General features: G+C 36.4%; 18 protein-coding genes and 1 riboswitch. Of the genes, 5 read left to right on the top strand and 13 right to left on the bottom strand.

Features of this window, described 5'->3' with window-relative positions; translation table 11 throughout:
• Positions 1 to 278 precede the first annotated feature (278 nt).
• Positions 279 to 475, top strand: a riboswitch (cobalamin riboswitch).
• 173 nt (positions 476 to 648) lie between these two features.
• Positions 649 to 6171 (top strand): S-layer homology domain-containing protein, encoded by a 5523-nt coding sequence (locus AC3WOM_RS23010; RefSeq protein ID WP_492448493.1) that lies wholly within the window; start codon positions 649 to 651, stop codon positions 6169 to 6171.
• Positions 6172 to 6566: 395 nt separating this feature from the next.
• On the opposite strand, the gene AC3WOM_RS23005 is transcribed toward AC3WOM_RS23010, so the two are convergent.
• The 7 genes from AC3WOM_RS23005 to pdhA form a co-directional block, all read right to left on the bottom strand.
• Positions 6567 to 7244 carry an LrgB family protein gene (locus AC3WOM_RS23005; RefSeq protein ID WP_427545859.1) on the bottom strand — a complete coding sequence of 226 codons (678 nt, stop codon included), beginning with the start codon at positions 7242 to 7244 and terminating at the stop codon, positions 6567 to 6569.
• Positions 7237 to 7680 (bottom strand): CidA/LrgA family protein, encoded by a 444-nt coding sequence (locus AC3WOM_RS23000; protein ID WP_492448491.1) that lies wholly within the window; start codon positions 7678 to 7680, stop codon positions 7237 to 7239. Before AC3WOM_RS23000 ends, AC3WOM_RS23005 begins: the two co-directional genes overlap by 8 nt.
• Positions 7681 to 7890: 210 nt before the next feature.
• Positions 7891 to 8673 carry an SDR family NAD(P)-dependent oxidoreductase gene (locus AC3WOM_RS22995; protein ID WP_427545863.1) on the bottom strand — a complete coding sequence of 261 codons (783 nt, stop codon included), beginning with the start codon at positions 8671 to 8673 and terminating at the stop codon, positions 7891 to 7893.
• A gap of 246 nt (positions 8674 to 8919) precedes the next feature.
• Positions 8920 to 10335, bottom strand: coding sequence for a dihydrolipoyl dehydrogenase (gene lpdA / locus AC3WOM_RS22990; protein WP_427545867.1), 1416 nt, complete (start codon positions 10333 to 10335; stop codon positions 8920 to 8922).
• A gap of 5 nt (positions 10336 to 10340) precedes the next feature.
• Positions 10341 to 11678, bottom strand: a complete 1338-nt coding sequence (locus AC3WOM_RS22985; protein ID WP_492448490.1) for a dihydrolipoamide acetyltransferase family protein — start codon at positions 11676 to 11678, stop codon at positions 10341 to 10343.
• 23 nt (positions 11679 to 11701) lie between these two features.
• Complete coding sequence (locus AC3WOM_RS22980; RefSeq protein ID WP_492448488.1) at positions 11702 to 12679, bottom strand: alpha-ketoacid dehydrogenase subunit beta; 978 nt, start codon at positions 12677 to 12679, stop codon at positions 11702 to 11704.
• 3 nt (positions 12680 to 12682) lie between these two features.
• Entirely contained in the window at positions 12683 to 13798 is a 1116-nt protein-coding gene (gene pdhA, locus AC3WOM_RS22975) for a pyruvate dehydrogenase (acetyl-transferring) E1 component subunit alpha (protein ID WP_427545871.1), read from the bottom strand.
• A 392-nt stretch (positions 13799 to 14190) separates the two neighbouring features.
• Between pdhA and def the strand changes: the two genes are divergently transcribed.
• Complete coding sequence (def, locus tag AC3WOM_RS22970; RefSeq protein WP_427545873.1) at positions 14191 to 14748, top strand: peptide deformylase; 558 nt, start codon at positions 14191 to 14193, stop codon at positions 14746 to 14748.
• 166 nt (positions 14749 to 14914) lie between these two features.
• Here the strand turns inward: def and phnX are convergent, their stop codons facing one another.
• From phnX to AC3WOM_RS22945, 5 genes are read right to left on the bottom strand one after another with little or no spacing between them, the layout of a single operon-like run.
• The gene (gene phnX / locus AC3WOM_RS22965; RefSeq protein WP_492448487.1) at positions 14915 to 15721 is read right to left on the bottom strand and encodes a phosphonoacetaldehyde hydrolase; all 807 of its coding nucleotides are present in this window, start codon (positions 15719 to 15721) and stop codon (positions 14915 to 14917) included.
• Positions 15711 to 16811, bottom strand: a complete 1101-nt coding sequence (gene phnW / locus AC3WOM_RS22960; RefSeq protein WP_492448485.1) for a 2-aminoethylphosphonate--pyruvate transaminase — start codon at positions 16809 to 16811, stop codon at positions 15711 to 15713. Before phnW ends, phnX begins: the two co-directional genes overlap by 11 nt.
• 13 nt (positions 16812 to 16824) lie before the next feature.
• Positions 16825 to 17811, bottom strand: a complete 987-nt coding sequence (locus AC3WOM_RS22955; protein WP_492448484.1) for an extracellular solute-binding protein — start codon at positions 17809 to 17811, stop codon at positions 16825 to 16827.
• Complete coding sequence (locus tag AC3WOM_RS22950; RefSeq protein ID WP_492448483.1) at positions 17808 to 19439, bottom strand: ABC transporter permease family protein; 1632 nt, start codon at positions 19437 to 19439, stop codon at positions 17808 to 17810. The genes AC3WOM_RS22955 and AC3WOM_RS22950 overlap by 4 nt, the downstream gene beginning before the upstream one ends.
• Positions 19432 to 20184: an ABC transporter ATP-binding protein gene (locus AC3WOM_RS22945; RefSeq protein ID WP_492448482.1), complete on the bottom strand. Its 753-nt coding sequence runs from the start codon at positions 20182 to 20184 to the stop codon at positions 19432 to 19434. Before AC3WOM_RS22945 ends, AC3WOM_RS22950 begins: the two co-directional genes overlap by 8 nt.
• 151 nt (positions 20185 to 20335) lie before the next feature.
• On the opposite strand from AC3WOM_RS22945, the gene AC3WOM_RS22940 reads away from it, so the two are divergent.
• The gene (locus AC3WOM_RS22940) at positions 20336 to 21082 is read left to right on the top strand and encodes a DeoR/GlpR family DNA-binding transcription regulator (RefSeq protein WP_427545885.1); all 747 of its coding nucleotides are present in this window, start codon (positions 20336 to 20338) and stop codon (positions 21080 to 21082) included.
• A 77-nt stretch (positions 21083 to 21159) separates the two neighbouring features.
• Here AC3WOM_RS22940 and AC3WOM_RS22935 read toward each other — a convergent pair whose 3' ends face one another.
• Positions 21160 to 21930, bottom strand: coding sequence for a Cof-type HAD-IIB family hydrolase (locus AC3WOM_RS22935; protein WP_492448480.1), 771 nt, complete (start codon positions 21928 to 21930; stop codon positions 21160 to 21162).
• A 590-nt stretch (positions 21931 to 22520) separates the two neighbouring features.
• Between AC3WOM_RS22935 and AC3WOM_RS22930 the strand changes: the two genes are divergently transcribed.
• Both AC3WOM_RS22930 and rnjA read left to right on the top strand, forming a co-directional pair.
• Positions 22521 to 22730, top strand: coding sequence for a DNA-dependent RNA polymerase subunit epsilon (locus tag AC3WOM_RS22930; RefSeq protein WP_427545889.1), 210 nt, complete (start codon positions 22521 to 22523; stop codon positions 22728 to 22730).
• A 5-nt stretch (positions 22731 to 22735) separates the two neighbouring features.
• Positions 22736 to 24403, top strand: coding sequence for a ribonuclease J1 (rnjA, locus tag AC3WOM_RS22925; RefSeq protein ID WP_427545891.1), 1668 nt, complete (start codon positions 22736 to 22738; stop codon positions 24401 to 24403).
• Positions 24404 to 24518: the final 115 nt, after the last annotated feature.

Raw genomic sequence — 24518 nt, 5'->3', positions numbered from 1 at the left:
CGGAGATCACCTTCATTTGACTTAGGAGTGTTCACAAAGAGTACCTTGACCATTTAGTTTTTCAACACTATGAAAAACCTCTATTCGATGTCAATGAATGTCTCAAAACACTACTAATCAAATTATGAATCATAATACAATTTTCACCACTATTTTTTAAATAATAATTACATGGGAATATTTTACTTAATTTAATGTAACCAATTATATATTTATTTTAATATCAAAATATTTTTAAAATTTAAATCACAAATATGTTATACTACACTTTAAGTGAATAAGTTTTGCAAAATAAAGGTACTTAAAACTTAAGTTTAAAAGGGAATTCGGTAAAAGCCGAAGCTGTTTCCGCAACTGTAAGTGCAAAAACCGTCAGAGTATACCACTGTTGAATGAAGAAAAATGCTTCTAGTAAATGGGAAGGTTCTGAAAAAGGTGCACAAGCCAGGAGACCTGCCTTTATTTCATCGTATTAACTCTCTTCGGAATTAAAGAGAACTTATGGCAAATAAACGGATAGATATGATATTTTCATATGTTTTTTCTTATTGTTTACCGATGTTTCTTTTATTTTAAAAGAGATATCGGTTTTTTGCTGTGGGAGTTAATGGCAACACGATTCACCTAATAGAAAAAGGAGGTTTATAAATGAAGATTTTTAAAAAGTGGCTGCATATTATGTTGATTGTGATATTAACATTTTCGTTCATATCACCATCTATATCAGTGCATGCAGAAACGCAAACAGTGTACGAAAATGAAAATACCGATGCACTTACTGAACTGTTCAAAGTAGGTGAGGAGCCTATTCAAGCATTAGAAGATACTACAGCTGACGAGCAGCAAGTAGATACTTCGTTAGTGTTAAGTGAACAAGGACCAATTACATTAACAAAGAACCAAACACATCAACTTTCAGCAACCATACTTCCACACAACACAACAAACGACTCGGCAACAATTGAATGGATTTCTAGAAATGAGTCCATTGTAACAGTAACAGAGAATGGTGTAGTAACAGCAATTAATGAAGGGACTACAGAAATTCAAGCAGCTGTTGGGGACATAAATAGTAGTATTTCAATAATAGTAGAAGCACCTACTTTAAACACTATTTTAACACAGCAACTGCAGATAAAGAGTCATTTTTTATGGAACATCGCAGAACCACTGGCTTCTTTGAACTATGAAAGAATTTTATCATTATGGCAAAGTGGGTACGTTGATAGAAATGAATTAAAAAAGAAGGTACAGCCAAATATTCTCGGAGAGACAGTTAGCAATTATACTAATGCTGTAATGCTTTTGGCAGCTTCACAATCCAATCCCTTTGCCTATGATGGGAAGAATTTTGCTAGTAAGTTAAGTAATTCACAAACAGGTGAAGGTTACTTTTCCTTTTCAGAGCCTAGCTCCTATAATAATGATCGAAAAGCAGATACTTTTATCAAAGCGCTTTTTGCTGTTGAATTTATCGGAGCCGAATATAACCGTGAAACAGCCCTTAATCATTTAAAAACACTCTTACCAGACATAAAAAGTCAAACAAATGGTGTTCTACTTGGGTTAACTGTAAGTGTCTTGGCTCATTATGACCTTGCAGAGGCTCAAACTATGCGAGAAGAACTTTTAATGCATTATAAAGAAAGTGGTGTATATTTTACACAAGGACTAGGTTTATATGTTGATAATTTATATGCTCTTGGTGAAGATCCTTTGAATGAGAAATGGTCCATTAAAATTAATGACCAACAATATGTTTCAGCCGAAGAAGCATATAGCAAGCTTATTTATCCAAATGAGTCCTACGCTTTTTATAATCGATTAAAAGCAAATGAATTGATTGGACAAAGTAATGAGACTGCGGCCAATTCGCACTGGAGCTTAATTGGTTTAGCTTCATTAGTTAATGGCAAATCAATGATTAGTGATGCTAAACAACAATTTACCAGTCTTGATTTTGACTTTTCACCAAAAAAAATAGAAGTAACTAATATTACACAGCCTTACCTACTAAAAGGAACGACGTTTAAACCTATATTTATCATTAAAGATCAGTACCATTCACCCCGAACAGCAACTATACAATTACAGTCTTCTAATCCAGCTGTATTAGCAGTGAATGAAAAAAATGAACTCATTGCACTTCAGGCAGGACACGCTGTTATAACTGCTACCGTAGAAGGTTATGAACATGTACGCAAAGTACTTTCATTTACTGTCACAGACAATGGGCAATTTACTGAGTTGTTACCAAAAATCGAAAAAGCTATTGGTCACTTAATACGTCAAGATAAAATGAGTTCATTTGAGGATGCAACTGCTCTTAAAACATTTGGCTATGATCAGGAAAAGCTTTCAACAATTTTAAATATTTATTCTGTAGTAAGCCCATCCAATGCAGCTAAAAATATTTTGACATTAACAGCAGCTGGTGTAAATCCTTATATGTATAACGGCGTAAATTATGTAGAGGCCCTACACCATCAAATTGATGCTACACATAATCTCACTTCAATTGATGCCATATATATTGTTATGGCGCAATACGTACTAGGTGAAATTCCAAATGAAAAGGTAACTCACGCTTTATTAGCAGAAAGTGTTAAAAAAGATGATCTTATGTATATTGAGAATTTAGGCTCACCAGATATACAGAGGACAGGAAAGTTATTACATGCGATTACCCTTCTTAACAGTGAAAGGATGGTCACAGAGAATGCTGAAGTATTTATTGAGGCTGAAAATAAATTATTTGCTTTCTTTCAAGCCAACTTTAGTAATGGAAAGTTCAATTCCCAGTCAGAACAAAATGCTGTAGTTGTACTAAATTATTTAAGCTTAAAGCAAGAAACTGTTTTAGGGGACTTCGATGCATTTGAGTTAGCCACAATGATTTTACAAAATCAGTATAATAATGCCTATATTACAAATGGGATGATTCCCAATTTATCTGGTTTACAATCTGAGTCTACTGGTATCGGATTAAATGCTATTAGTTTTTTATTAACTGACCATAATGCATACAAGAATTTAAAGAAAAAAGAAACGGCAAAACCTACAACAATACAATTAGAATTATCTGACAAAGCTAAAAAGAATGTACCACTTGAATTAAAGGGTCAGTTACTTGATCAAAATGGTAACTACATAGATTCAACTATTACTTGGACAGTCAATGGCTCAGTAGTAGCAGACTCTTACCTGCCGACTGACATTGGATTATTACAAATTCAAGCTGAGGCACAAGGTATTACAGCTGAAAAAACAATTGAAATAATTGATTATCAAAAAATTTATAGTATTACGATTAATGCACCTAAAGGAGCTGTAACTGATTTAGATCTTCCTTTAACAGCAATCGTAAAAGATAGTGAAGGCGTGGAGGTAAAAGATGTAAAGATTTCATGGAAAGTTGAAGGTTCAGAAGCCCTAGTTAATGGTGCAGCTGTACGCTTCCTTAAACCAGGTCAATATGTCATTACTGCCGAGGTTGAAGGTATCAAAGCAAAAGCCGTAGAAATTTATGTTGAGCTCAATACTGATTCCATTCAAACACAAGTTGTCCAAGCTGTAGAGCATATGAAACAGTATTTAGTAAATAAAGGACAGTATGATTATATATCTGCACTTGCCTACAGTAAAATAGTGAATAATCCGACATTCAGCCAAAAACAAATGCGCTCTATAGGTCATTTGCGTGAGTATGGTAATCATGATCAAAAATATGCACTTTACTATGCCAAAAATATTTTACAAGCTGTTGCTTCTAGTGAAAATCCTAAGCACTTTACAACATATAAAGGACCAGTAGTGGACTTAGTGACACCTCTTGTTGCTTCTCAAGATACTGATGGTCACTTTACAATGTTTACTAATTTTGATAAATCATCTGTAGCGACACAAGCTTGGTCAATCATTGCATTGGATCTCATTAATGAGCCGTACAATATAGAGTTAGCTGTTCAAGACTTATTAAACGGCTTAAATGGACCTATAACAGAAGGCTCATACAAAGAGCAAGAATTACGTGCTCTCGCCTTAATTGCCCTTTCTAAACATCGGGATATCGAGGGTGTAAATCAACAAATTTCAAGTATTCTAAGTTATTTAAAAGTACAGCAAAATTCAAATGGTGGTTTCAATTATGGAGGTTATACAAATAATCCATTCGCTATCGGTACAATTATCCAAGGTTTAATTGCTGTTGGTGAAAATCCATTTGATGCTAAGTGGAAAAAGAATGGGAAAACAATGGTAGAAGCACTATTATCACAGCAAATTAAAAACGGCGGTTTTAAATTTGGAGATGAATTTGAAGCTGAGACTGAATTTGATGAGCTAAAATCCACAGAGGCAGCTTTTGGAGCACTCTCAGATTTATATACAAAATCCTCTATGTTTAATGAATCAATTAAGGTAATTGATAAATTACCAGAAGTAAATAATTCGGTTAAGCCGTTTATTGAAATCACAAATTTTGAACTTCAACAGGATCGACCTTTATTAAGTGTATCTGTCACTGCTTATGACAATATTGATGGAGAGCTAACACCAACTGTAACGATAAATAATACACCAGTATACTCTGTTGACAACAATTATAAGACTCTTGTTAAACAGGGTGTCAACACATTAAAAATTACTACAGAAAATTCTTTAGGCAACGAAAGCAGTGAAGTTATACCAGTATTATTCCAAAATATTATTGCCCAATCTGTTCCACAAGCAACAGTGACTGTTACAGGATTAAATGGTGCCCAAATGTATACCAATAAAGCCATAATAGAAGAAAATGATACAGCCTATTCGACGCTTGTAAAGGCGATTGGAAAACATAATATTGTGGCTCGATCTTCCAAAAATGGCGTATATATTAGCAGCATTAATAATCTAAAAGAATTCGACCACGGTAAAGGTAGTGGATGGATGTATCGTGTGAATGGTGTTTTCCCTGATGTATTTTCAGGTGATGTCAACTTACAAGATGGTGACACGTTAGAATGGATATACACGACAAACTTAGGAAAAGATATTGGCTCTACAATGCCTACTACTCCAGAAAAAGAGGATAATTCAACAGTACCAAACGAAAGTTCAAAACCTATAGATACTGACAAGCAGCCTGTAGTTGATCCTAATAACGAAAATACTAAGCCTGTAACTCCTGTTGAAAATAACAATCAGGATATCATCGTTGTAAATAATGAAAACCTTCAAACAGCTATTAATAGTAAAGAGGCACAAAAAATATTTGAAGAAAACAATTCAACAACCTTAACCATTAAAAATAATATGGGTATAAAAGTTGAGCTTCCTAAATCACTCTTCATGTCTTTTGAAATAAATGACAAAATTAATATATCAGTTGACGAAAAAATTCGTGATAATGAACATATTATTGATTTCAAACTGGAGAGTATCGCTAAGGATGGTAGTAACCATAAAATAATGACTGAAAAAGAATATACAAAAATAACAATCCCACTTCAAACTGTTAACAAAAATACAGTGGTAGTTCAACGTATTAATGGTGAATTACTAGCAGTGCCTCATATTATTAAAGATGGCCAACTTACAATCTATGCGAAGGCAAGTGGTGAATTTATCGTAACAACACAACAAATTACCTTTAAAGATATTAGTCTACTTGAATACAAGGATGATATTGAATTTCTAGCAAGCCGTCATATCATCAAAGGAGTAAACCGTGAGGAATTTGCACCGACAAGACCGATTACACGTGCACAATTTGGTGTTATGATTGCCCGTGCTTTAGGATTACAAGCATCAGACAATCAAACTTCTTTCAAAGATACAAAAGGTAAATGGTATGAACATGAGATTCAAGCTTTACTTGAAGCAGGAATTACAACAGGTAAAACAGTTAATACATTTGATCCTGAAGGCTATGTAACTCGCCAGCAAGCAGCAGCCTTTATGGGACGCATATTAGAATATTTACACTACGAAGCATCAACAGAGAAAACACATCATTTTAAAGATGCCCATCAAATCAGCCCTGAGTTTGAAGCATATATTAATATGTTAAGTAGTTTAGACATTATGACAGGGAAAAAGGATGGCACTTTTGATGCCACAGGATTACTAACACGTGCACAAATGGCTAAAATTTTAAAACGCACCTTAACTACTAGCGGAATCATGTAAGTATTCACCCTATCCTCAAGGTAAATACCCTTGAGGATAGGGTTTTCATTATACGATTTTTAATAGAGTGAAAATGTCACAATTTTCATAATAGGAACCCAGAATATAAGCAAACAATTCGATTCTATAACCACACTCTTTTACAAAAAATAAAAAAGGAGTTAGTTCCTCAATAAATTCATGGTATCCACGACAATCAATAGAATACATTTACCATAAGCAAATTCTTTTATCAAACCGAGGCTAGGACAGAGCTCAATTATTTTGAAACATGGCGAAAATGGATAATAACTTCTCCATTTCACTGAATTGAGTAAACTTCTTGAATCAAAAAAAGTTAGATCGAGATACAATCGATCTAACTTTTTTCTTTCTAACCCGGACTCACATTCTTTTTACATAAACATATATACAAAAAGTGGGCAGAGAAATGCACCTATAATTGCCGTTAATCCCATTGATAATGAGCCAACTGATAATTCTCGTTCTCCATACTCTCTTAATTTAACAAGTCCAACACCATGTGAAGCACTGCCTACTGCAACCCCTCTGCTAACCGCAGAATCAATTTTTCCAAATTTAATAACTAAAGGTCCAATTATAGCACCTACAAACCCTGCTAGCATGACAAATACAGCTGTTAAAGGGGGAATCCCTCCAATTGTTTCGCTCACCTGCATACCAACCGGTGTCGTTAGGGATTTAGGTAAGGCTGTTAGCATCCAGCTATCACTTACCCTAATCCATTTCAGCATTACAAAAATTGTTACTAAGCCAGTAATCATGCCAATAAAAATACCTGATAAAATAGAGTATTTATACTTCATAATAATGGCACGCTGATTATAAAGAGGATAAGCAAGTGCAACTACCGCTGGCCCAAGCATTTTTTGAAGCCACTCTCCTCCCTGCATATAGGTAGAATAAGGTATCTGAAATACTACTAAAATAACAGCACTGACGATAGTTGTCGTTACTAGTGGAATCATGATAGGATGTGGAAATCGCTGATAAAGCTTTGTAAATAGCATAAACAATACAATGGTGCCAATCACAACAATTATTTCAATCAACTGTTAATTTCCCCTCTCCTTCTTCAAGAACAGCTTCCGTTTCTTTCTTCGCCAACTCTTTCTTCTCAATCATTTGAGTAAGCAATCCCGTGATATAAATAGAAATTAATGTACTAGCTACAACAGCTAAAATAATTAGCAAACCTGTCGTTGACAAAAGCTCTGGATAGTCAATCACCCCTACTGTCGCAGGAATGAAAAATAAGGTTAAAATACCGATTAAAAAGCCTGCTCCGTCTTGAATATATTCTACTTTAATTATTCTAAATTGAAGTGATAGCGCTAATAAAAGTAAACCGATAACGCTTCCAGGAAGAGGCACATGCAATAAAGTCACAATACCTACGCCCATGTAGTAATAAATATTGAGTATCCCAATTTGGACAATAATCCGTACAACTTTCATTAACAATGCAGCAAAATTTTCGTTCAACATTTCGCCACTTTTCACCCCCTATTACGATTATTCTACATCTGCGAGAATTTTCTGTCTATTACAATTTTAGAAAAACAATAGGAAAAGAAGATAGCTCTACACAATTTGAGCCATCTTCTCTTCATACATTAGTTGAATACGCTTTTGTTTGGGTACCGTAACATTTTACTTTTCTCAAAAAATATTACGATGTTCATTTTTTTCAAATTCCTATAGTGCATGTCCAGATCCACCATCAATATTCACTGAGGTACCAGTCACATAACTTGCTGCATCTGATACTAAAAAGGTAATGACATTTGCTGCTTCCTCTGTGTCCCCTACTCGACCAAGCGGAATTGTTTGACCGACTTTGCGAGAATATGTTTCCCAAGCCATCTCAGGCTCTTCCTGTTTCCATTTTTTTTCGATTTGGTCACTACGAATTAGCCCTATACATACAGAATTTACACGAATATTATCTTTCCCTAAGTCTTTACTCATCGCCTTTGTTAAAGCAAGACCAGCAGCTCTACTTACAGTAGTAGGAAGAGAACTAGCAGGTGGCGTTTTAGCCATAACGGCCGTTACATTGACAATTGCCCCACCCCCAGCCTTACGCATATAAGGAGCAGCATATTTTGAACAATGAACAGCACCAAATACCTTTAAATCCAAGTCAGCCTGCCACAGCTCACTACTAACAGATTCAAATGGATTTGCAGAGGCTGTACCTGCATTATTAATAAGAATATCCACGCCTCCAAATTGCTCTACTGTGCGCTCAATTAAGTACTTACAATCTTTTTCTTTTGTAATATCTGTCGGTACGAATAAAACATCCTCACCTGTTTCATTTTTAATACAGCCAGCTGCCACTTGGAGCTGTTTTTCACCTCGTGCACACAGTACAACCTTTGCTCCCTCTTTCACAAGCTGCATCGCTGTATAATAGCCAATACCCTTACTTGAGCCTGTAATAATAGCGACTTTTCCCTTCAATCCTAGTTCCATGTTCATCACCCCAGTTTTTTGGTTCACTTCAATTGCTTTGCAGGCATCGATATCTAGCGGTAAGTGGATTACCATCATCCTTTATATTAAAATTCTATCTATCTCTGCTAGATTAGCTACTTCGCTCTGTAGTTCGAACTATATTTTTTGAATATTCATTCGATATAATTACTTTATCAAAATTATAAGCATTATACAAAAAACGGCTATAAAGCTAATGCTTTATAACCGTTTCCATTTATCTATTTATTTTTTTGTAACAATATGGATTGGGTTGCCAAGTAGGACTTCAGCTGCTTCCATAGTGATTTCACCTAATGTTGGGTGAGCGTGAATTGTTAATGCGATATCTTCAGCAGTCATACCGCCTTCGATTGCTAAGCCCATTTCAGCGATCATATCAGATGCACCAGCACCTACGATTTGAGCACCAATTAATAAGCCATCTTCTTTACGAGCAACAAGCTTCACGAAACCTTCTGATTGGTTTAATGCAAGAGCACGACCATTTGCTGCGAATGGGAATTTAGCTGCAGTGTATTCAATACCCTCCGCTTTTGCTTGCTCTTCGTTGTAACCAACAGTTGCCATTTCTGGATCTGTGAAGCATACAGCAGGAACAGCTAAATAGTCAACAACTGATTTTTCACCAGCAATCGCCTCAGCAGCAACTTTACCTTCGTAAGAAGCTTTATGAGCAAGTTGAGGACCTGCAACGATATCACCGATTGCATAGATGTTTGGAATATTTGTACGGCATTGTTTGTCAACATTGATAAGACCGCGTTCACCGAATTCAATACCGATTTCAGCAAGGCCCATTTCATCTGTATTTGGACGACGACCTACAGTAACTAATACATAATCAGCTTCAACTTTTTTCTCTTCTCCGCCAACTTCATATGTTACAACTACGCCGTTTTCAGTTTCTTCAACGCCTTTTGCAGATGCGTTAACTTCCATTTCAACGCCTTTCTTTTTAAGGCCTTTTTTCACGATTTGAGTCATTTGTTTCTCAAAGCCAGCTAAAATATCTTTTCCGCCTTCGATGATTGTTACCTGTGAGCCAAGGTTTGCATAAGCTGAACCTAACTCAGTACCAATATAGCCTCCACCGATTACAACTAATTTACCAGGAACTTCTTGTAGAGACAGTGCACCAGTAGAATTTAGTACGCGCTCAGAGAATTTGAATGTTGGAATTTCAACTGGACGAGAACCTGTTGCGATAATGACATTGTTAAATGTGTAAGTTTGAGCAGATTCACCATTGATGATACGCACTGAATGAGCGTCAACGAAATAAGCTTCACCTTGTACAATTTCAACTTTGTTACCTTTAAGTAAGCCTTCAACACCGCCAGTTAATTTTTTAACAACGCTGTCTTTAAATGCTTGTGCTTTTGAGAAGTCTAATTTCACATCAGAAGCGATGATTCCCATGTCATCTGAATGTTTAGCTTGCTCAAAACGGTGACCTACTGAAATTAATGCTTTTGATGGGATACAACCTACGTTTAAGCACACACCACCAAGTACATTTTTTTCAACGATTGTTACTTTTTGGCCAGTTTGAGCTGCGCGAATTGCTGCTACATATCCTCCAGGACCTGAACCAATGACAAGAGTATCTGTTTCGATTGGGAAATCTCCTACTACCATTTTTGTTACGCCTCCATTAATAATAATTCTGGCTCACTTAACAAACGCTTTAAGTGATTTAAAGCATTTTGCGCAGTGGCTCCATCGATCATACGATGATCAAAGCTCAATGATAATGCTAACACAGGTGCGGCTACAATTTCACCATTTTTTATTACAGGTTTTTCTGAAATTCGACCAATACCTAAAATTGCTACTTCAGGATGATTAATTACTGGTGTAAACCATTGACCTCCAGCAGAGCCAATGTTCGTAATCGACATGGAAGCACCTTTCATTTCATGCGGTGCAAGCTTGCCATCACGGGCTTTTGTCGCTAGTTCATTAATTTCATTTGATACTGCAAAAACAGATTTACGATCAGCATGCTTAATAACTGGTACTAGCAAGCCTTTTTCTGTATCTGCTGCAATACCGATATTGTAGTAATGCTTTTGAATAATTTCTTGTGTTGCATCATCTAATGAACGATTAAATTCTGGGAATTCGCGTAAAGTTGAAATAAGCGCTTTGACAACGTAAGGTAAGTACGTTAATTTAACACCCTTCTCAGCAGCGATATCTTTGAATTTTTTACGATGTGCTACAAGTGCAGTTACATCGACTTCATCCATTAGTGTAACATGAGGAGCCGTTTGTTTCGAGTGAACCATTGCTTTTGCAATCGCTTTTCGAATGCCTGACATTTTCTCACGTGTTTCTGGAAACTCTCCTTCAAGAACTACTGGTGCAGTTGGAGCAGTTGTATCTTGCTGAACTGCTGTTTCTACAGATGCTGCTTCAGCTTCTACAGTGCCTCCACCTTTTAAGAAGCTTTCAATATCTTCTTTTAATATTCGACCGTTTTTGCCTGTCCCCTTAACTTCACGGATGTTTACATCGTTATCACGTGCAAATTTACGCACAGAAGGCATTGCAATCACACGTTTTGTGTCATCAACAACTGTCTCTGCTTTTTCTGGTGCTGTCTCTGCTTTTACCGGAGCCTTCTCCTCATTAACAGGAGCTTTCTCTACGTTCTGACCAGATTCAGCAGTTGCTTGAACTTGTGCTTCTGTTTTTGCTTCAGCATGATCATCACCTTTTAGCTTTAAGTCTTCATAGCCAGGTGCATCAAATCGGATTAAAACATCGCCAACAACAGCAACTGTACCTTCTCCTACTAAAACTTCCTCTACTGTTCCTTCAACTGGTGAAGGGATTTCAACTACTGCTTTATCATTTTGCACTTCGCAAAGAATATCATCTTCTTTTACTGTATCGCCAGCTTTGACAAACCATTTCACGATTTCGCCTTCGTGAATACCCTCACCAATATCTGGTAATCTAAATTCAAATGCCATGTGTACCCATCCTTTCTAGTTCATTAGAATGTTAAAACTTTTTTCGCTGTTTCCATTACATCTTTATAGTTCGGTAACCAAACACCTTCAGCTTGTGGGAATGGGTACACAGTATCTGGTGCAGCCACACGAAGTACAGGTGCTTCTAAGCTTAAAATTGCGCGCTCTGTAATTTCTGCTACTACATTTGCAGCGATACCTGCTTGTTTTTGCGCTTCTTGTACAACGATTGCACGACCTGTTTTTTCAACAGATACAATAATTGTTTCAATATCAATCGGTTGAATCGTACGTAAGTCTATAACTTCTACAGAGTGACCTTCTTTTTCAAGCTCTTCTGCAGCCTTTAAGCTTTCGTGTACCATTAAACCATAGGCAACAATCGTTAAATCCTTACCTTCGCGTTTTACATCCGCCTTGCCTAGTGGAATTTCATATGCTTCCTCAGGCACCTCTTCACGGAATGAACGGTATAGTTTTAAATGCTCTAAGAAAATTACTGGATTATCATTTCGAATAGATGATATCAGTAAGCCTTTAGCATCATATGGTGTAGATGGTACAACAACAGTTAACCCTGGTTGTGCTGTCATTAAACTCTCTAAACTATCTGAGTGCATTTCTGGTGTATGTACTCCACCGCCAAATGGAGAACGAATTGTTACTGGTGCATTATAGACACCGCCACTACGATAGCTCATACGCGCTAATTGACCACTAATTGAATCCATTACTTCATAAACAAAGCCAAAGAACTGGATTTCAGGAACAGGACGGAAACCTTGTAGAGAAAGACCAATAGCTAAGCCACCAATACCTGATTCTGCTAGAGGTGTATCAAATACTCGGTCCACACCAAATTCTTTCTGTAGGCCTTCAGTTGCGCGGAATACACCACCGTTGACACCTACATCTTCTCCGAATACAAGAACGTTTTCATCATTCTTTAATTCTGTACGAAGTGCATCTGTAATTGCTTGAATCATTGTCATTTGTGCCATAGGTTATTTCGACTCCTTCTCTTTGTAGATTTCATACTGTTCTTTTAAATTAGATGGCATTTCGCCTTTATACATATTTTCCATTAGTTCTGTTACTTTTTGTTTTGGAGCTGCATCAGCTTTTTTGATTGCTTCTTTTATTTCTTCTTTTGCACGCTCGATTACTGCCTCTTCTTTCTTCTCATCCCATAATCCTTTTGCTTCTAGGTATTTACGGAAGCGCACAAGCGGATCTTTTTGAGACCATTCATTATCTGTATCAGACGTGCGGTAGCGAGTTGGGTCATCTCCAGCCATTGTATGAGGACCATAGCGGTAACACATCGTTTCAATTAATGTTGGACCTTCACCATTAACTGCACGTTCACGCGCATCACGAGTCGCAACATATACTGCAAGCGCATCCATTCCATCTACCAAAATACTCGGTAAGCCGGCTGCTACACCTTTTTGTGCAATTGTTTTTGCAGCTGTTTGTAATTCACGAGGTGTAGAAATCGCATATTGGTTGTTTTGTACGATGAAGATTGCTGGTGATTTAAACGCACCCGCAAAGTTAATACCTTCATAGAAATCCCCTTGCGATGAACCACCATCACCTGTATAAGTTACAGCTACAGCCTTTTTACCACGTTTTTGAATACCAAGCGCTACACCTGCAGCTTGTATATATTGTGCACCAATAATGATTTGAGGTGCTAATACGTTTACACCTTCAGGAATTTGGTTCCCCATAAAATGGCCACGCGAGAATAAAAACGCTTTATCTAAAGGTAAACCATGCCATACGATTTGTGGTACATCACGGTAACCTGGTAAAATCCAATCTTCTTTTTCTAATGCAAAGTGTGAAGCAAGTTGTGAAGCTTCTTGACCTGCAGTAGGAGCATAGAAACCTAATCGACCTTGACGGTTCAGTGAGATTGAGCGTTGGTCTAAAATACGTGTATAAACCATACGTGTCATTAGTTCGACTAATTCCTCATCTGATAATTTTGGATCTGCCTCTTCATTTATAATTTCGCCTTCTGTATTCAAAATTTGAAACATTTCAAACTTATCTTCGATTTCAGTTAGCGTTTGTTTTGCATCAAAAATATTATTGTTTTTCTTGCTCATTTGTCACATCTCCCTTTCAACTGTATTAAAATAAATCACTATTTAACTAGTACAACTTGTTCTTAGGACTCAGTATACTGAATAAAATACTGTCGGTCAATCATATATTACGCGTACAAACAAAGATTTTTTCTAAAATAACAATTTAATAATGCTGTCTTATACTGTATCATTCGTTAATAATATCTGTATTACAACAACACATTAAATGTGCATAAACATTAGGTTTTCTTCCATGCATACCAATAGTAGAGTGCCCAGTTATAGATAATCTAATAGCTCTAGAAAAACTTTTTAAGTATAGTCAAATAAGATCTTTTTTCATGTGATTGTTTTCATGCGTGATGTATAATTATATATAAGGCACACAAAGTTGAAAGGAAGATTCACATATGATTTTAATGGATGATATTATACGCGAAGGTCATCCGACTTTGCGCACGAAAGCTGAGGAAGTTAAATTTCCGTTAACAGAAGAAGTGAAACAGCTTGCAGCAGATATGCTTCAATATTTAATCAACAGTCAAGATCCTGAAATGGCAGATAAATATGATTTACGCAGCGGCATTGGATTAGCTGCAAATCAAGTTAATAGTCTACATCGAATGTTCGCTTTGCATTTGCAAGATGACAATGGTGAACAGCTAAGCTTTACAGCAATCAACCCTAAAATTGTAAGCCACTCTGTAGAAAATACGTATCTTACTGCTGGCGAAGGCTGTCTATCTGTAGACCGCAATGTCCCTGGCTATGTCCCTCGCCATGCCCGTATTACAGTAAAGTTTAAAACAATCGATGGAGAAGAGAAAAAAATGCGTCTTAAAGGCTTACCTGCTATTGCCTTCCAGCATGAATTAGATCATCTAAATGGTATTATGTTTTACGACCGTATCAATGAGAAAAATCCATTTGAGGAAATTCCTGATTCAATTCCTTTTGAGCGTGACTAAAAATACATCAAGCACACAAACCTCTGCAGTTATTCCCTTTCTGCTGAGGTTTTTTATGTAACCTCTTTAATGAATCACACTTGACTTGTATCTATCATTTCCCTTTCCAAGCCATAAAAAAACCTTCTAATTGTATATCCACAATCAAAAGGCTCTTTCACGAAGGTTACATCATCACTGATTCATGTTTTAAGCGATCATTAATAGCTTCAATTAATCCAGGTAACTCTTTCATAGTTTCAATAGTATAATGTGCACCAATTTCCTCAAAAATGCACTTTGTTTTCTCAATTTTTATTTGTTGTTCCTCCACAGATAAGGAGTTGAATTCCTCTTCTGAAAGACCCATCTCAGAACTTCCTATAATAACACCAACAGCCCAGACGCCCGCATTCAATGCTTCCTTTATATCTGAGGTTGTATCACCAATCTTCACAACCTGCTTCGTTGATTTTGACCCTAACGCCTCCATATTTTTGAAAATCATATATGGATAAGGACGTCCTTTATCTCCAACTTGGGTAGGTGTTACTAGAAAATCAGGTTGATAGCCCTTAATTGCTGCATGCTGTGTTACTACTTCCAGCATCGAATCTGTATAACCTGTTGTGGAGCCAATTCGAATACCTGCTTCTCTTAATTGCTGTACCGTTGCCGTCACATGCAGGATAGGATCTGTATATGTCGCTAAAGATTCCATTAGCTTCGACTCAAATTGTTGGTATAACGCTTGTACATTCTCTTCTGTAAAGGGTTGACCGTGAACTCGTTTCCATTCTTCCTGAATTCTCGGCATTTTTAGCATTGTACGAATATGATCAATTTTCAGCATACCCATTGGTTTACGAGCCTCTTCAAGCGTTACGGATACACCAGCATCTTCAAAAATCGTTAAAAAGACATTTACAGGGGCAAAGCAACCAAAATCAACTGCTGTTCCTGCCCAATCAAAAATAACTGTTTCAATTTTCATTGTTTTTCACCACCATATAATTTTCGATTACTTCACATAATGCAAGCATATCTTTTTCATGTATATCACCAATATTGCCTATACGGAATGTATCCACATCTGTCAGCTTGCCTGGATAGATGACAAAACCTGCTTTTTTCAATTCCTGATAAAAATGCTCAAAAGAAAATTCTTTATGAGGGAACAAAAATGTTGTAATAATTGGTGATTGTAGTTCTTCAGTAATATACGCTTCAAATCCAAGTGGTGACAAACGAGAGCGCAGTAATTGATTATTATCTGCATAACGTTTATAGCGGGCACTGATTCCGCCTTCTTCAATCAGCTCTTCTAATGCCTTCGCAAAAGCTACTACTACATGAGTAGGTGAAGTGAACCGCCACTTCCCGTCTTTTTTCATAGCCTCCCATTGATTGTATAAATCTAAAGCTACACTACGAGCCTGTCCTTTACATTTTTCTAATACCTCTGTTTTAGCAATAACAAAGCCAAATCCTGGAACGCCTTGAATACATTTATTGGCACTACTAATACAAAAATCAATATGCAAGCTTGATAAATCCATTGGCACACCGCCAAAGCTACTCATTGCATCCACAATATACGTTTTGTTGAAAGCATGAACTACTTCTCCAATTTCTTTAATTGGGTTTAAAATACCAGTTGTCGTCTCACAATGTACAACAGCTACATGTGTAATACCTGCATCCTTTTCAAGTAAAGTTTGTACTTCTAATGATGACGGCTGTTCATCATAAGGAACACTATAGACAACATGCTGCAGCTTTAACACTTCGACCATTTCAACGATTCTTTCCCCATAAGCACCATTTGTTAAAATCAGCACCTTATCTTCCTCGCCTATAGCCGTTGTTAGAACAGACTCCACCACAAAACTTCCACTCCCCTGCATAAGCACCGCTGTGTAATCGGATTCATCAACTTGTGCTAAATCCAAGAGCTGCTTACGAATGACCTGTGTGACGTTTTTATAGTCATCATCCCATGTGCAGCGATCTTTTAACATTTCCCGTTTAACCGTCTCAGTTGTTGTTAATGGTCCTGGTGTCAATAATTTATAGTTACTCATCTTCTATAACTCCTTATTGTTGCGCTTCTTTAAAGAATGCTTGGTGTTTTTCTAATAAATCTACTGTCAAGGTTGTATCCCATTTTTTAAGGTGTGCTGGAATATGCTCAGCCTTTACTTGCTCCCCTTCATAAAGTGCCACAGGATATTGCTCTAATAAACCACTGCGTGCCTCTGTGGCAATTACTTTCGCTATATCTTTGGCTAGTGCTTCATCTCCTTCTTTGTCTACTACAGCCACAGATTCTGTAAGAGTGAAGTTTCCTTCTGTCGGGTCAATATAATCGATTGGTAGTCCTTCATTTTTAGCATCAATAGCTTGAATTCGTAAGCCAAAGCCAGCCGCTACTTCACCTGTTTTCACCTTCTTAATCGGACCTGAGCCTGAGCTTTCGATATGAGGTCCAGCATTTTTAATTAAATCTGCTAAAACTTTTTTCCCTTCCTGCTCACCATATTCTTTGATAATGGCTTGTACTAGAAGCCAGCCTGTTGAAGAATCCATAATATTTGGGAATGACACTAAATCCTTATAGGCAGGAGCTGTCAAATCCTTAATTGTTTTTGGTACAGGTAGACCTTTTTGTTGTAAAACATCTGTATTGATAAAGATCGAACCGACATTTCCTAAAATCGGCAACGCATACGTTACACCACCATCAAGTGGCTTTAAATCTGAAGAGATATCCACAAACATCGATTTGGAAGTTTGTGCGCTCTCTATAAAATAAGAAGCCATTGTTACAACATCTGCTTCAATATCTGTTCCTTCAGCCATCATTTTTCCACCTAGCTCAGAAGTACCAAAGGATTGAATCAAATACTTTCCTTTATAGCCTTTGTCATCTAATGTAGATTCCATTACCTCAATTGCCTCATCATCAGCATTTGAATAAATAATCACTTGGTCTTTGGAATCTGCTTCTGCCCCTCCACATGCAGCTAAAACTACCGCCGCTGCACTAACTGTCCCTAGCATCATAAATGTTGATTTCTTCATTTTGATATCTCCTTCACTTTTTCTTTATGTGTTGTTATATAATCACAACCTAATTTCACAATGAGGTTTGTACATAAAATAAATATTGATAGTACAAAAATATCGGTATATTTTGCGAAATGCTGTAGCTCTTTTATCCGTGTCGATACAAGCATTGTCTTTGTGCTGACAAGGAATATAACGCCACTGACAGTAACCATTGCATTTAAAAAAAAGTAGCTAAACATTTGATAAATAGTTGGTCTAATGTTCGGTAATATGATACGTATAACTGTTTTTAACCAGGAATCCTTCAATAGCACCGCTGTCACTTCCCAGGTAGGGTCCATCTTTTGCAATGAGTTTTTCGCCATTAAATAAGGTGTTGTAAAAAAGTGCACAATATTACACGCAATAATAATGAGGAATGTCCCTTTTAAAGAACTTCCATTAAAGAAAAATAGGTATGAAAGACCAAGCACCATTCCTGGTACAGTGTTCGTAATCATAGAAGCAAAATCTAAGCTTTTTCTTCCTTTTAACGGTGTCCTTGCATTGAGAAGTGCCGACATAAAAGTAATGACTACACCTAAAATGGCTGTTAATACTGCCACGATTAATGAATTGACATATACCTTTGTTAAATCCTTCTCTGCCAATACATTTTGGACATGTTCTAACGTAAAGCTAAAGTCATAGGGATAGCCCTTTGTAAAAGGAACTATAAACATTGTTGAAAAAATGATAAATACTACTGCTACACAGACAATTGAATAAGCAGTAAACATCCCATCACGTAGACGGTGCTTTACAAGTTCACTTTGCCCAGCTTGTTTATATTGAAAATTAAAGCGCTCTAAAATCGTTAACATAACAACTCCAAGTACAGCAGGTACTAGCATTAACACGGAGATAACCGCTCCACGTTCAAAATGCACGATAGAACCTAACATAGCTTGATAGAGTTCAGTAGCAATCACTCGGTAGTTTCCACCGACTGATGCAGGAATTCCGAAATCTGTAAAGCTTAAAATAAATGTTAAAATAAAAGCTCCACCAATCGTCCCTAGCATTGGGCGAAATACAGTATGATAAAAGCGACGTAGTGAATGATCCCGCATTAACATTGAAACTAGCAAAAATCGTTTGTCTATATACTGCATGGAATTTTGCATTAAAATAAAAGCGACCGGCAATGTGTATAATACATAACCTATGACCAAGCCATTGTACCCATAAATTGTAAATAATGGTTGTCCAATTAATTTTGTAAGGATTCCTTGATTTCCAAATGTATAAATCAGCACAAAGCCATAGGTAATGGTCGGTAGCAGCATTGGCAACGTGATTCCTATTTGTACTAGCTTTTTCGTCTGGCGATGCATGGTCGTAAAATGAACCGCATAGGCCAATAAAAAAGCTAAAATGGTTGTGATTATCGATGCAGCAAAGGAAACTTTAAAGCTATTTAAGAAAGATTTACGGATATCTATATTTTGTAAAGCATCTAGATAATTTTGAATGGTAATAACGTTTCCAATTTTGAAGGACTGCCAAAACATATAAAGTAATGGCACAATTAAAAAGATTAGAAAAAATAATAGAATCGGCAGAAAAATTATTTTCATCATTTTATTCGTTTTAAGCATATGTTTCTCCAAATAATTGATAGATGTTGTGTCGCTTAATATGAAGCTGTCTTAAGATAAAGTCCTCAATAAATTGATTGTTGGGTGCTGTTACGATTTCATGTGGTGTGCCAAATTGAGCAACTGTTCCTTCATTAATAATCAAAACTTTATCTGATAGAGTTAGTGCTTCTTCTGGATCATGTGTCACAATAATGGTCGTCAAATTAAATTCACGAGCGATCAATTTAATACGCTCCTTGATGGATTCCTTAATGACACCATCTAGAGCACTTAATGGCTCATCTAACAATAGAATTTTTGGCTGCATAACAAGTGTTCTTGCAATAGAGACACGTTGTTTTTGACCACCTGACAATTCGTGAATCTTTTTATGTAAATGCGGTGTCAGCTCTAAAAAATCAATAAATTCTTGTACCTCCTCTTTGGACATTTGTACGTTTTTATTTTTCAATCCATAGACAATATTGTCGTATGCATTTAAATGAGGAAATAACGCAAAATCCTGAAACACAATATTAAATCCTCTTTCTTGCATGGATTGCATCGATATATCTTGTCCATTGTAGATAAGTTGACCAGCTGTTTGCTCTGCAAGCCCTAAAATGATATTGAGCAAAGTAGTTTTACCGCAACCACTTGGCCCTAATAACGAAATGATTTCGCCTGATTCGATGGTTATATTGATATCTACTAAAACTTTTTTATTTTTATAGCTTTTTGAGATATTTTTTAGTTCTAACAAATTGTTCACCTCTCTCAGTTCTTAGCCTTAGTATAGTGACAATTTGTAAAGGAAAATGCGCTTTTGTGTAAATATTGAGTAAATTTTGACCAACTGTTGACAAAGTTATGATTACTTTGAGTAAATATCTAGTAGAGGTGATGAAATGTTTATGATAGAAAGACAACAACATATTTTGCAGTTTATAAGGGAACGCAAGGTTGTAAAATTAGTAACTCTCACAAAAGAGTTTAACGTTTCGATGGAAACAATCCGTCGCGATATCCAACAGCTTGTCCATGAGAAGAAAATCGAGAAGTTTTATGGAGGTGTAAAATATATAGAACCAGTTGAGGGGGTCATCGATCAACGACTTCATGAACAGTTGCCAGAAAAAATTGCTATTGCAAAAGCCTGTGCATCCTTCGTACAGGACGGTGATTGTATTTTTATAGATAGTGGAACAACTACATACCAAATGACACCATTTCTATTAGAAAAAGAAAAATTGACAGTCATTACAAATTCACTACCTGTAGCATTTGAGCTGATTGGTTCTAAAGTAGAAGTAATTATTATTGGCGGGAAAATTCGACACTCTGAGAAGTCTGTAACATCTAACGATTTCCTTTTCCGCTTTGATCATCTTAATATTAATAAAGCCTTTATTTGCGCAAGCGGTGTTTCTATCGAAAAGGGTATTTCTGATTTTAATTTAGAGGAGGCCATCACGAGAAAACAAATTATTTCTATTTCTCAAACTGTTTTTGTGGCAACTGACTCCTCAAAATTTAATAAAGATGTAGCCATTCAAGTCTGTCCACTGCAAGAAATAGATACAATTATTACCGATAGTGCATTGTCTAAAGAAACTATCATGCATTTTACAAAAGAAGGTGTACAGTTAAAACTCGTTTAAACAGATAAATGAAATAAAACATCAAAAAGCAACTAGCTGAGGCTACTTCCACCAACTAGTTGCTTTTTGATTCTTCATTAAATAATAGCTAGCTTACGCATTATTTTTGCCAGTCCATCATGATCCACATGATCAGCTATATGTGTAGCAATTGCCTTTACTTTTTCGTGTCCATTTCCCATTGCCACACTTGTACCCACAGCCTGAAGCATTTCCGTATCATTAATTCCATCTCCAAAAGCTACAGCATCCTCAAATGTAATACCCATTCGCTCTAGTACTTTTTCAATACCCGCAGCCTTAGAGCCTCCACTTGGTAAAATATCACAAGAATAACGATGCCAACGGACAAACTGCACATTTGGAAATGTCTCACAGTATAAAGATTCATCTTTTTCTTCCATAAATATTAGTGTTTGATAGACATCATTCTGCATATAATAAGATGAGTCTAATTCTGGATATGGATACTTCAAAGTATTTAAAGATTCCGCCACCATATGATTATTACCAACAGACGCTATCATGCGTTTATCATCTAAAAATACTACTGGTTCGTTTCTTGTCTCACCAAAGGCAATAATTTTAGTGAGCTCGTCTTTTTCAATACCATTTGTATAGACAACCTCACCTTTGTAAACAACATATTGTCCATTAAAGGTAACGTATGTATCAATTTCCAACTCCTCTAACAAAGATTCAATCATGAACGGTGCACGACCTGTCGCAATAGCAATTTCATAGCCACGACGACGTGCTTCAAACAGCGCTTGTTTAGCGGATGCTGGTAATATTTTTTTACTATTATAAAGGGTTCCATCTACGTCAAAAAACAAAATTTTTTTCATTTTATTATTCCTTTCCTTTCTATAGATACATAATTGTTTCAAGGTTCATAACTTTACATAGACAAAATTTTTTATTATAATGACCCTAAGGAGTGATGTGCCATGCTGAAGAAACTCAAACGGAAATTGTTGAAGCAACTTCGCGGCATACTCGGAAAAAAATCAATTGCCTAACATTTGCCCTTCAATATTTGAAGGGCTTTTCTTTATTTTAGAGTAACTGCGTGATAATATAAAGGAAATGCATTTATTTGGCTATGTGCAACCACTGTCTCATTGCTTTTTATCAATAACGCCTTGGTATTTTTGTTGCTGTTTCTTTAGCATGTTGCTTTCATAGCAAGAAACTAAACATTCGAATTTTGAATTATAAGGCACAATTGATCAAAATTTGAGATATCTACCAGAGGCTTTAGCTTTTATCAGCTGTAACTACTTTGTTGATTGAAGCAATTTGTGCTCATTTGAAGCATTGAGATACAAGAACTTCAAACGTCTTATTTCTGGATTATAAATAATAGAAATTCGTTGTTTTTTCTTGTAGGACGTGTGTGGTATTAGTTAAAGGTGCAATAAAAGGAGAGCAAACTATGATTTACAAAGTTTATTATCAAGAAAATGCAAATGAAATTCCAGTTCGCGAAAACACTAAAAGTCTATACCTTGAAGCTGCTTCAGATCGTGAAGTACGTCAAAAGTTAAAAGACCGAGACTACAATATCGAGTTCATCCAACTGCTTGAAGGTAATTATTTAGCCTACGAACAAGCAAGTCCGAACTTCGTCTTGGAGGAAATTTAACAAACATGAAGTTTGTTAAAAATGACCAAGCAGCTGTTTTCGCACTCGGCGGACTGGGCGAAATCGGCAAAAACACTTATGGCGTTCAATTTCAAGATGAAATCATTTTGATTGATGCTGGCATAAAATTCCCAGAAGACGACTTACTCGGCATTGACTATGTTATTCCTGACTATACGTATTTAGTACGTAACGTTGACAAAATTAAAGGCTTATTTATTACACACGGGCATGAGGACCATATTGGTGGCATTCCCTACTTATTACGTCAAGTAAATATCCCTGTCTATGGCGGAAAGCTTGCACTTGGCCTATTACGTAATAAATTAGACGAACATGGCTTGCTGCGTACAACAAAGCTAATCGAAATTAAAGAAGATGACGTCATTAAGTTTAGAAAAACATCTGTTAGCTTCTTCAGAACAACTCATAGTATTCCCGATGCTTATGGTATTGTCGTAAAAACTCCACCAGGAAACATTGTGCATACTGGTGACTTCAAGTTTGATTTTACACCTGTAGGCGAACCAGCCAACCTAACGAAAATGGCAGAAATCGGACGTGACGGTGTACTTTGCTTACTTTCAGATAGTACAAATGCTGAAAAACCTAATTTCACAATGTCTGAACGTACAGTTGGAAAAAGTATAGATGAAATTTTCCGTAAGGTAGATAGTCGTATTATTTTTGCAACATTTGCTTCAAATATACATCGTTTACAACAGGCTACAGATGCTGCAATAAAATACGGACGAAAAATAGCCGTTTTTGGGCGTTCAATGGATAATGCTATTACAATTGGGCGTGAGCTCGGTTATATAAACGCACCAAAGGATACATTTATTGATGCCCAAAGCATTAATCGCCTCCCTGCTAATGAAGTTATGATTTTATGTACAGGCTCTCAGGGTGAGCCAATGGCAGCTCTATCACGTATTGCTAATGGTACGCATCGTCAAATTCAAATTCAACCTGGTGACACAGTTATCTTTTCATCTTCACCAGTACCTGGAAATACAGTAAGTGTCAACAAAATTATTAATTTACTGTTCCGTGCAGGTGCAGAGGTTATTCATGGTGCACTAAATAATATTCATACCTCTGGACACGGTTCCCAGGAAGAACAAAAACTGATGCTACGCTTGATGAAGCCTAAATTCTTTATGCCTATCCATGGTGAATTCCGTATGTTAAAAATGCATACACACCTAGCAGAAGATTGTGATGTTCCATTTGAAAATACATTCGTTATGGAAAATGGTGATGTCCTTGCATTAAGTGCCAATGAAGCTCATGTAGCAGGACGTATACCATCTGGCGACGTATACATTGATGGCAATGGTATTGGAGATATCGGTAATATCGTGCTACGTGATCGACGCATCCTTTCAGAAGAAGGTTTAGTCATTGTTGTTGTCAGTGTCGATATGGTAAATCAAAAAATTGTTTCCGGTCCAGACATTATTTCTAGAGGATTTGTTTATATGCGTGAATCAGGAACGATGATTAATGAAGCTCAAAAAATGCTAAATCGTCATCTTAACGACACAATTCAAAGCAAAACGCCTCAATGGACTGAGCTAAAAAATGAAATTACAGATGTCTTAGGACCTTATCTATTTGAAAAGACAAAACGTCGACCAATGATTTTACCAATTATTATGGAGGTTTAAACCTCTAGAAGAAGCTACGTAAAAATTTACGTAGCTTCTTCATGTTGTTGAAATACTATTATGTCAATGACATCAAGGTGACAAATTAAAAAGTATAGCCCTTTTTCAAAACGAG

Source organism: Lysinibacillus sp. FW301-JW8, assembly GCF_058788755.1.
Note: the sequence above shows the minus strand (reverse complement) of the source record. Positions and strands in the feature narration are given on the sequence as shown.

Excerpts from the sequence above, each read along its gene's own strand:
- AC3WOM_RS23010 (WP_492448493.1), top strand. The coding sequence starts at position 649 with ATGAAGATTTTTAAAAAGTGGCTGCATATTATGTTGATTGTGATATTA.
- AC3WOM_RS23000 (WP_492448491.1), bottom strand. The coding sequence starts at position 7,680 with ATGTTGAACGAAAATTTTGCTGCATTGTTAATGAAAGTTGTACGGATT.
- AC3WOM_RS22995 (WP_427545863.1), bottom strand. The coding sequence starts at position 8,673 with ATGGAACTAGGATTGAAGGGAAAAGTCGCTATTATTACAGGCTCAAGT.
- lpdA (WP_427545867.1), bottom strand. The coding sequence starts at position 10,335 with ATGGTAGTAGGAGATTTCCCAATCGAAACAGATACTCTTGTCATTGGT.
- AC3WOM_RS22985 (WP_492448490.1), bottom strand. The coding sequence starts at position 11,678 with ATGGCATTTGAATTTAGATTACCAGATATTGGTGAGGGTATTCACGAA.
- AC3WOM_RS22980 (WP_492448488.1), bottom strand. The coding sequence starts at position 12,679 with ATGGCACAAATGACAATGATTCAAGCAATTACAGATGCACTTCGTACA.
- pdhA (WP_427545871.1), bottom strand. The coding sequence starts at position 13,798 with ATGAGCAAGAAAAACAATAATATTTTTGATGCAAAACAAACGCTAACT.
- def (WP_427545873.1), top strand. The coding sequence starts at position 14,191 with ATGATTTTAATGGATGATATTATACGCGAAGGTCATCCGACTTTGCGC.
- phnX (WP_492448487.1), bottom strand. The coding sequence starts at position 15,721 with ATGAAAATTGAAACAGTTATTTTTGATTGGGCAGGAACAGCAGTTGAT.
- phnW (WP_492448485.1), bottom strand. The coding sequence starts at position 16,811 with ATGAGTAACTATAAATTATTGACACCAGGACCATTAACAACAACTGAG.
- AC3WOM_RS22955 (WP_492448484.1), bottom strand. The coding sequence starts at position 17,811 with ATGAAGAAATCAACATTTATGATGCTAGGGACAGTTAGTGCAGCGGCG.
- AC3WOM_RS22950 (WP_492448483.1), bottom strand. The coding sequence starts at position 19,439 with ATGCTTAAAACGAATAAAATGATGAAAATAATTTTTCTGCCGATTCTA.
- AC3WOM_RS22940 (WP_427545885.1), top strand. The coding sequence starts at position 20,336 with ATGATAGAAAGACAACAACATATTTTGCAGTTTATAAGGGAACGCAAG.
- AC3WOM_RS22935 (WP_492448480.1), bottom strand. The coding sequence starts at position 21,930 with ATGAAAAAAATTTTGTTTTTTGACGTAGATGGAACCCTTTATAATAGT.
- AC3WOM_RS22930 (WP_427545889.1), top strand. The coding sequence starts at position 22,521 with ATGATTTACAAAGTTTATTATCAAGAAAATGCAAATGAAATTCCAGTT.
- rnjA (WP_427545891.1), top strand. The coding sequence starts at position 22,736 with ATGAAGTTTGTTAAAAATGACCAAGCAGCTGTTTTCGCACTCGGCGGA.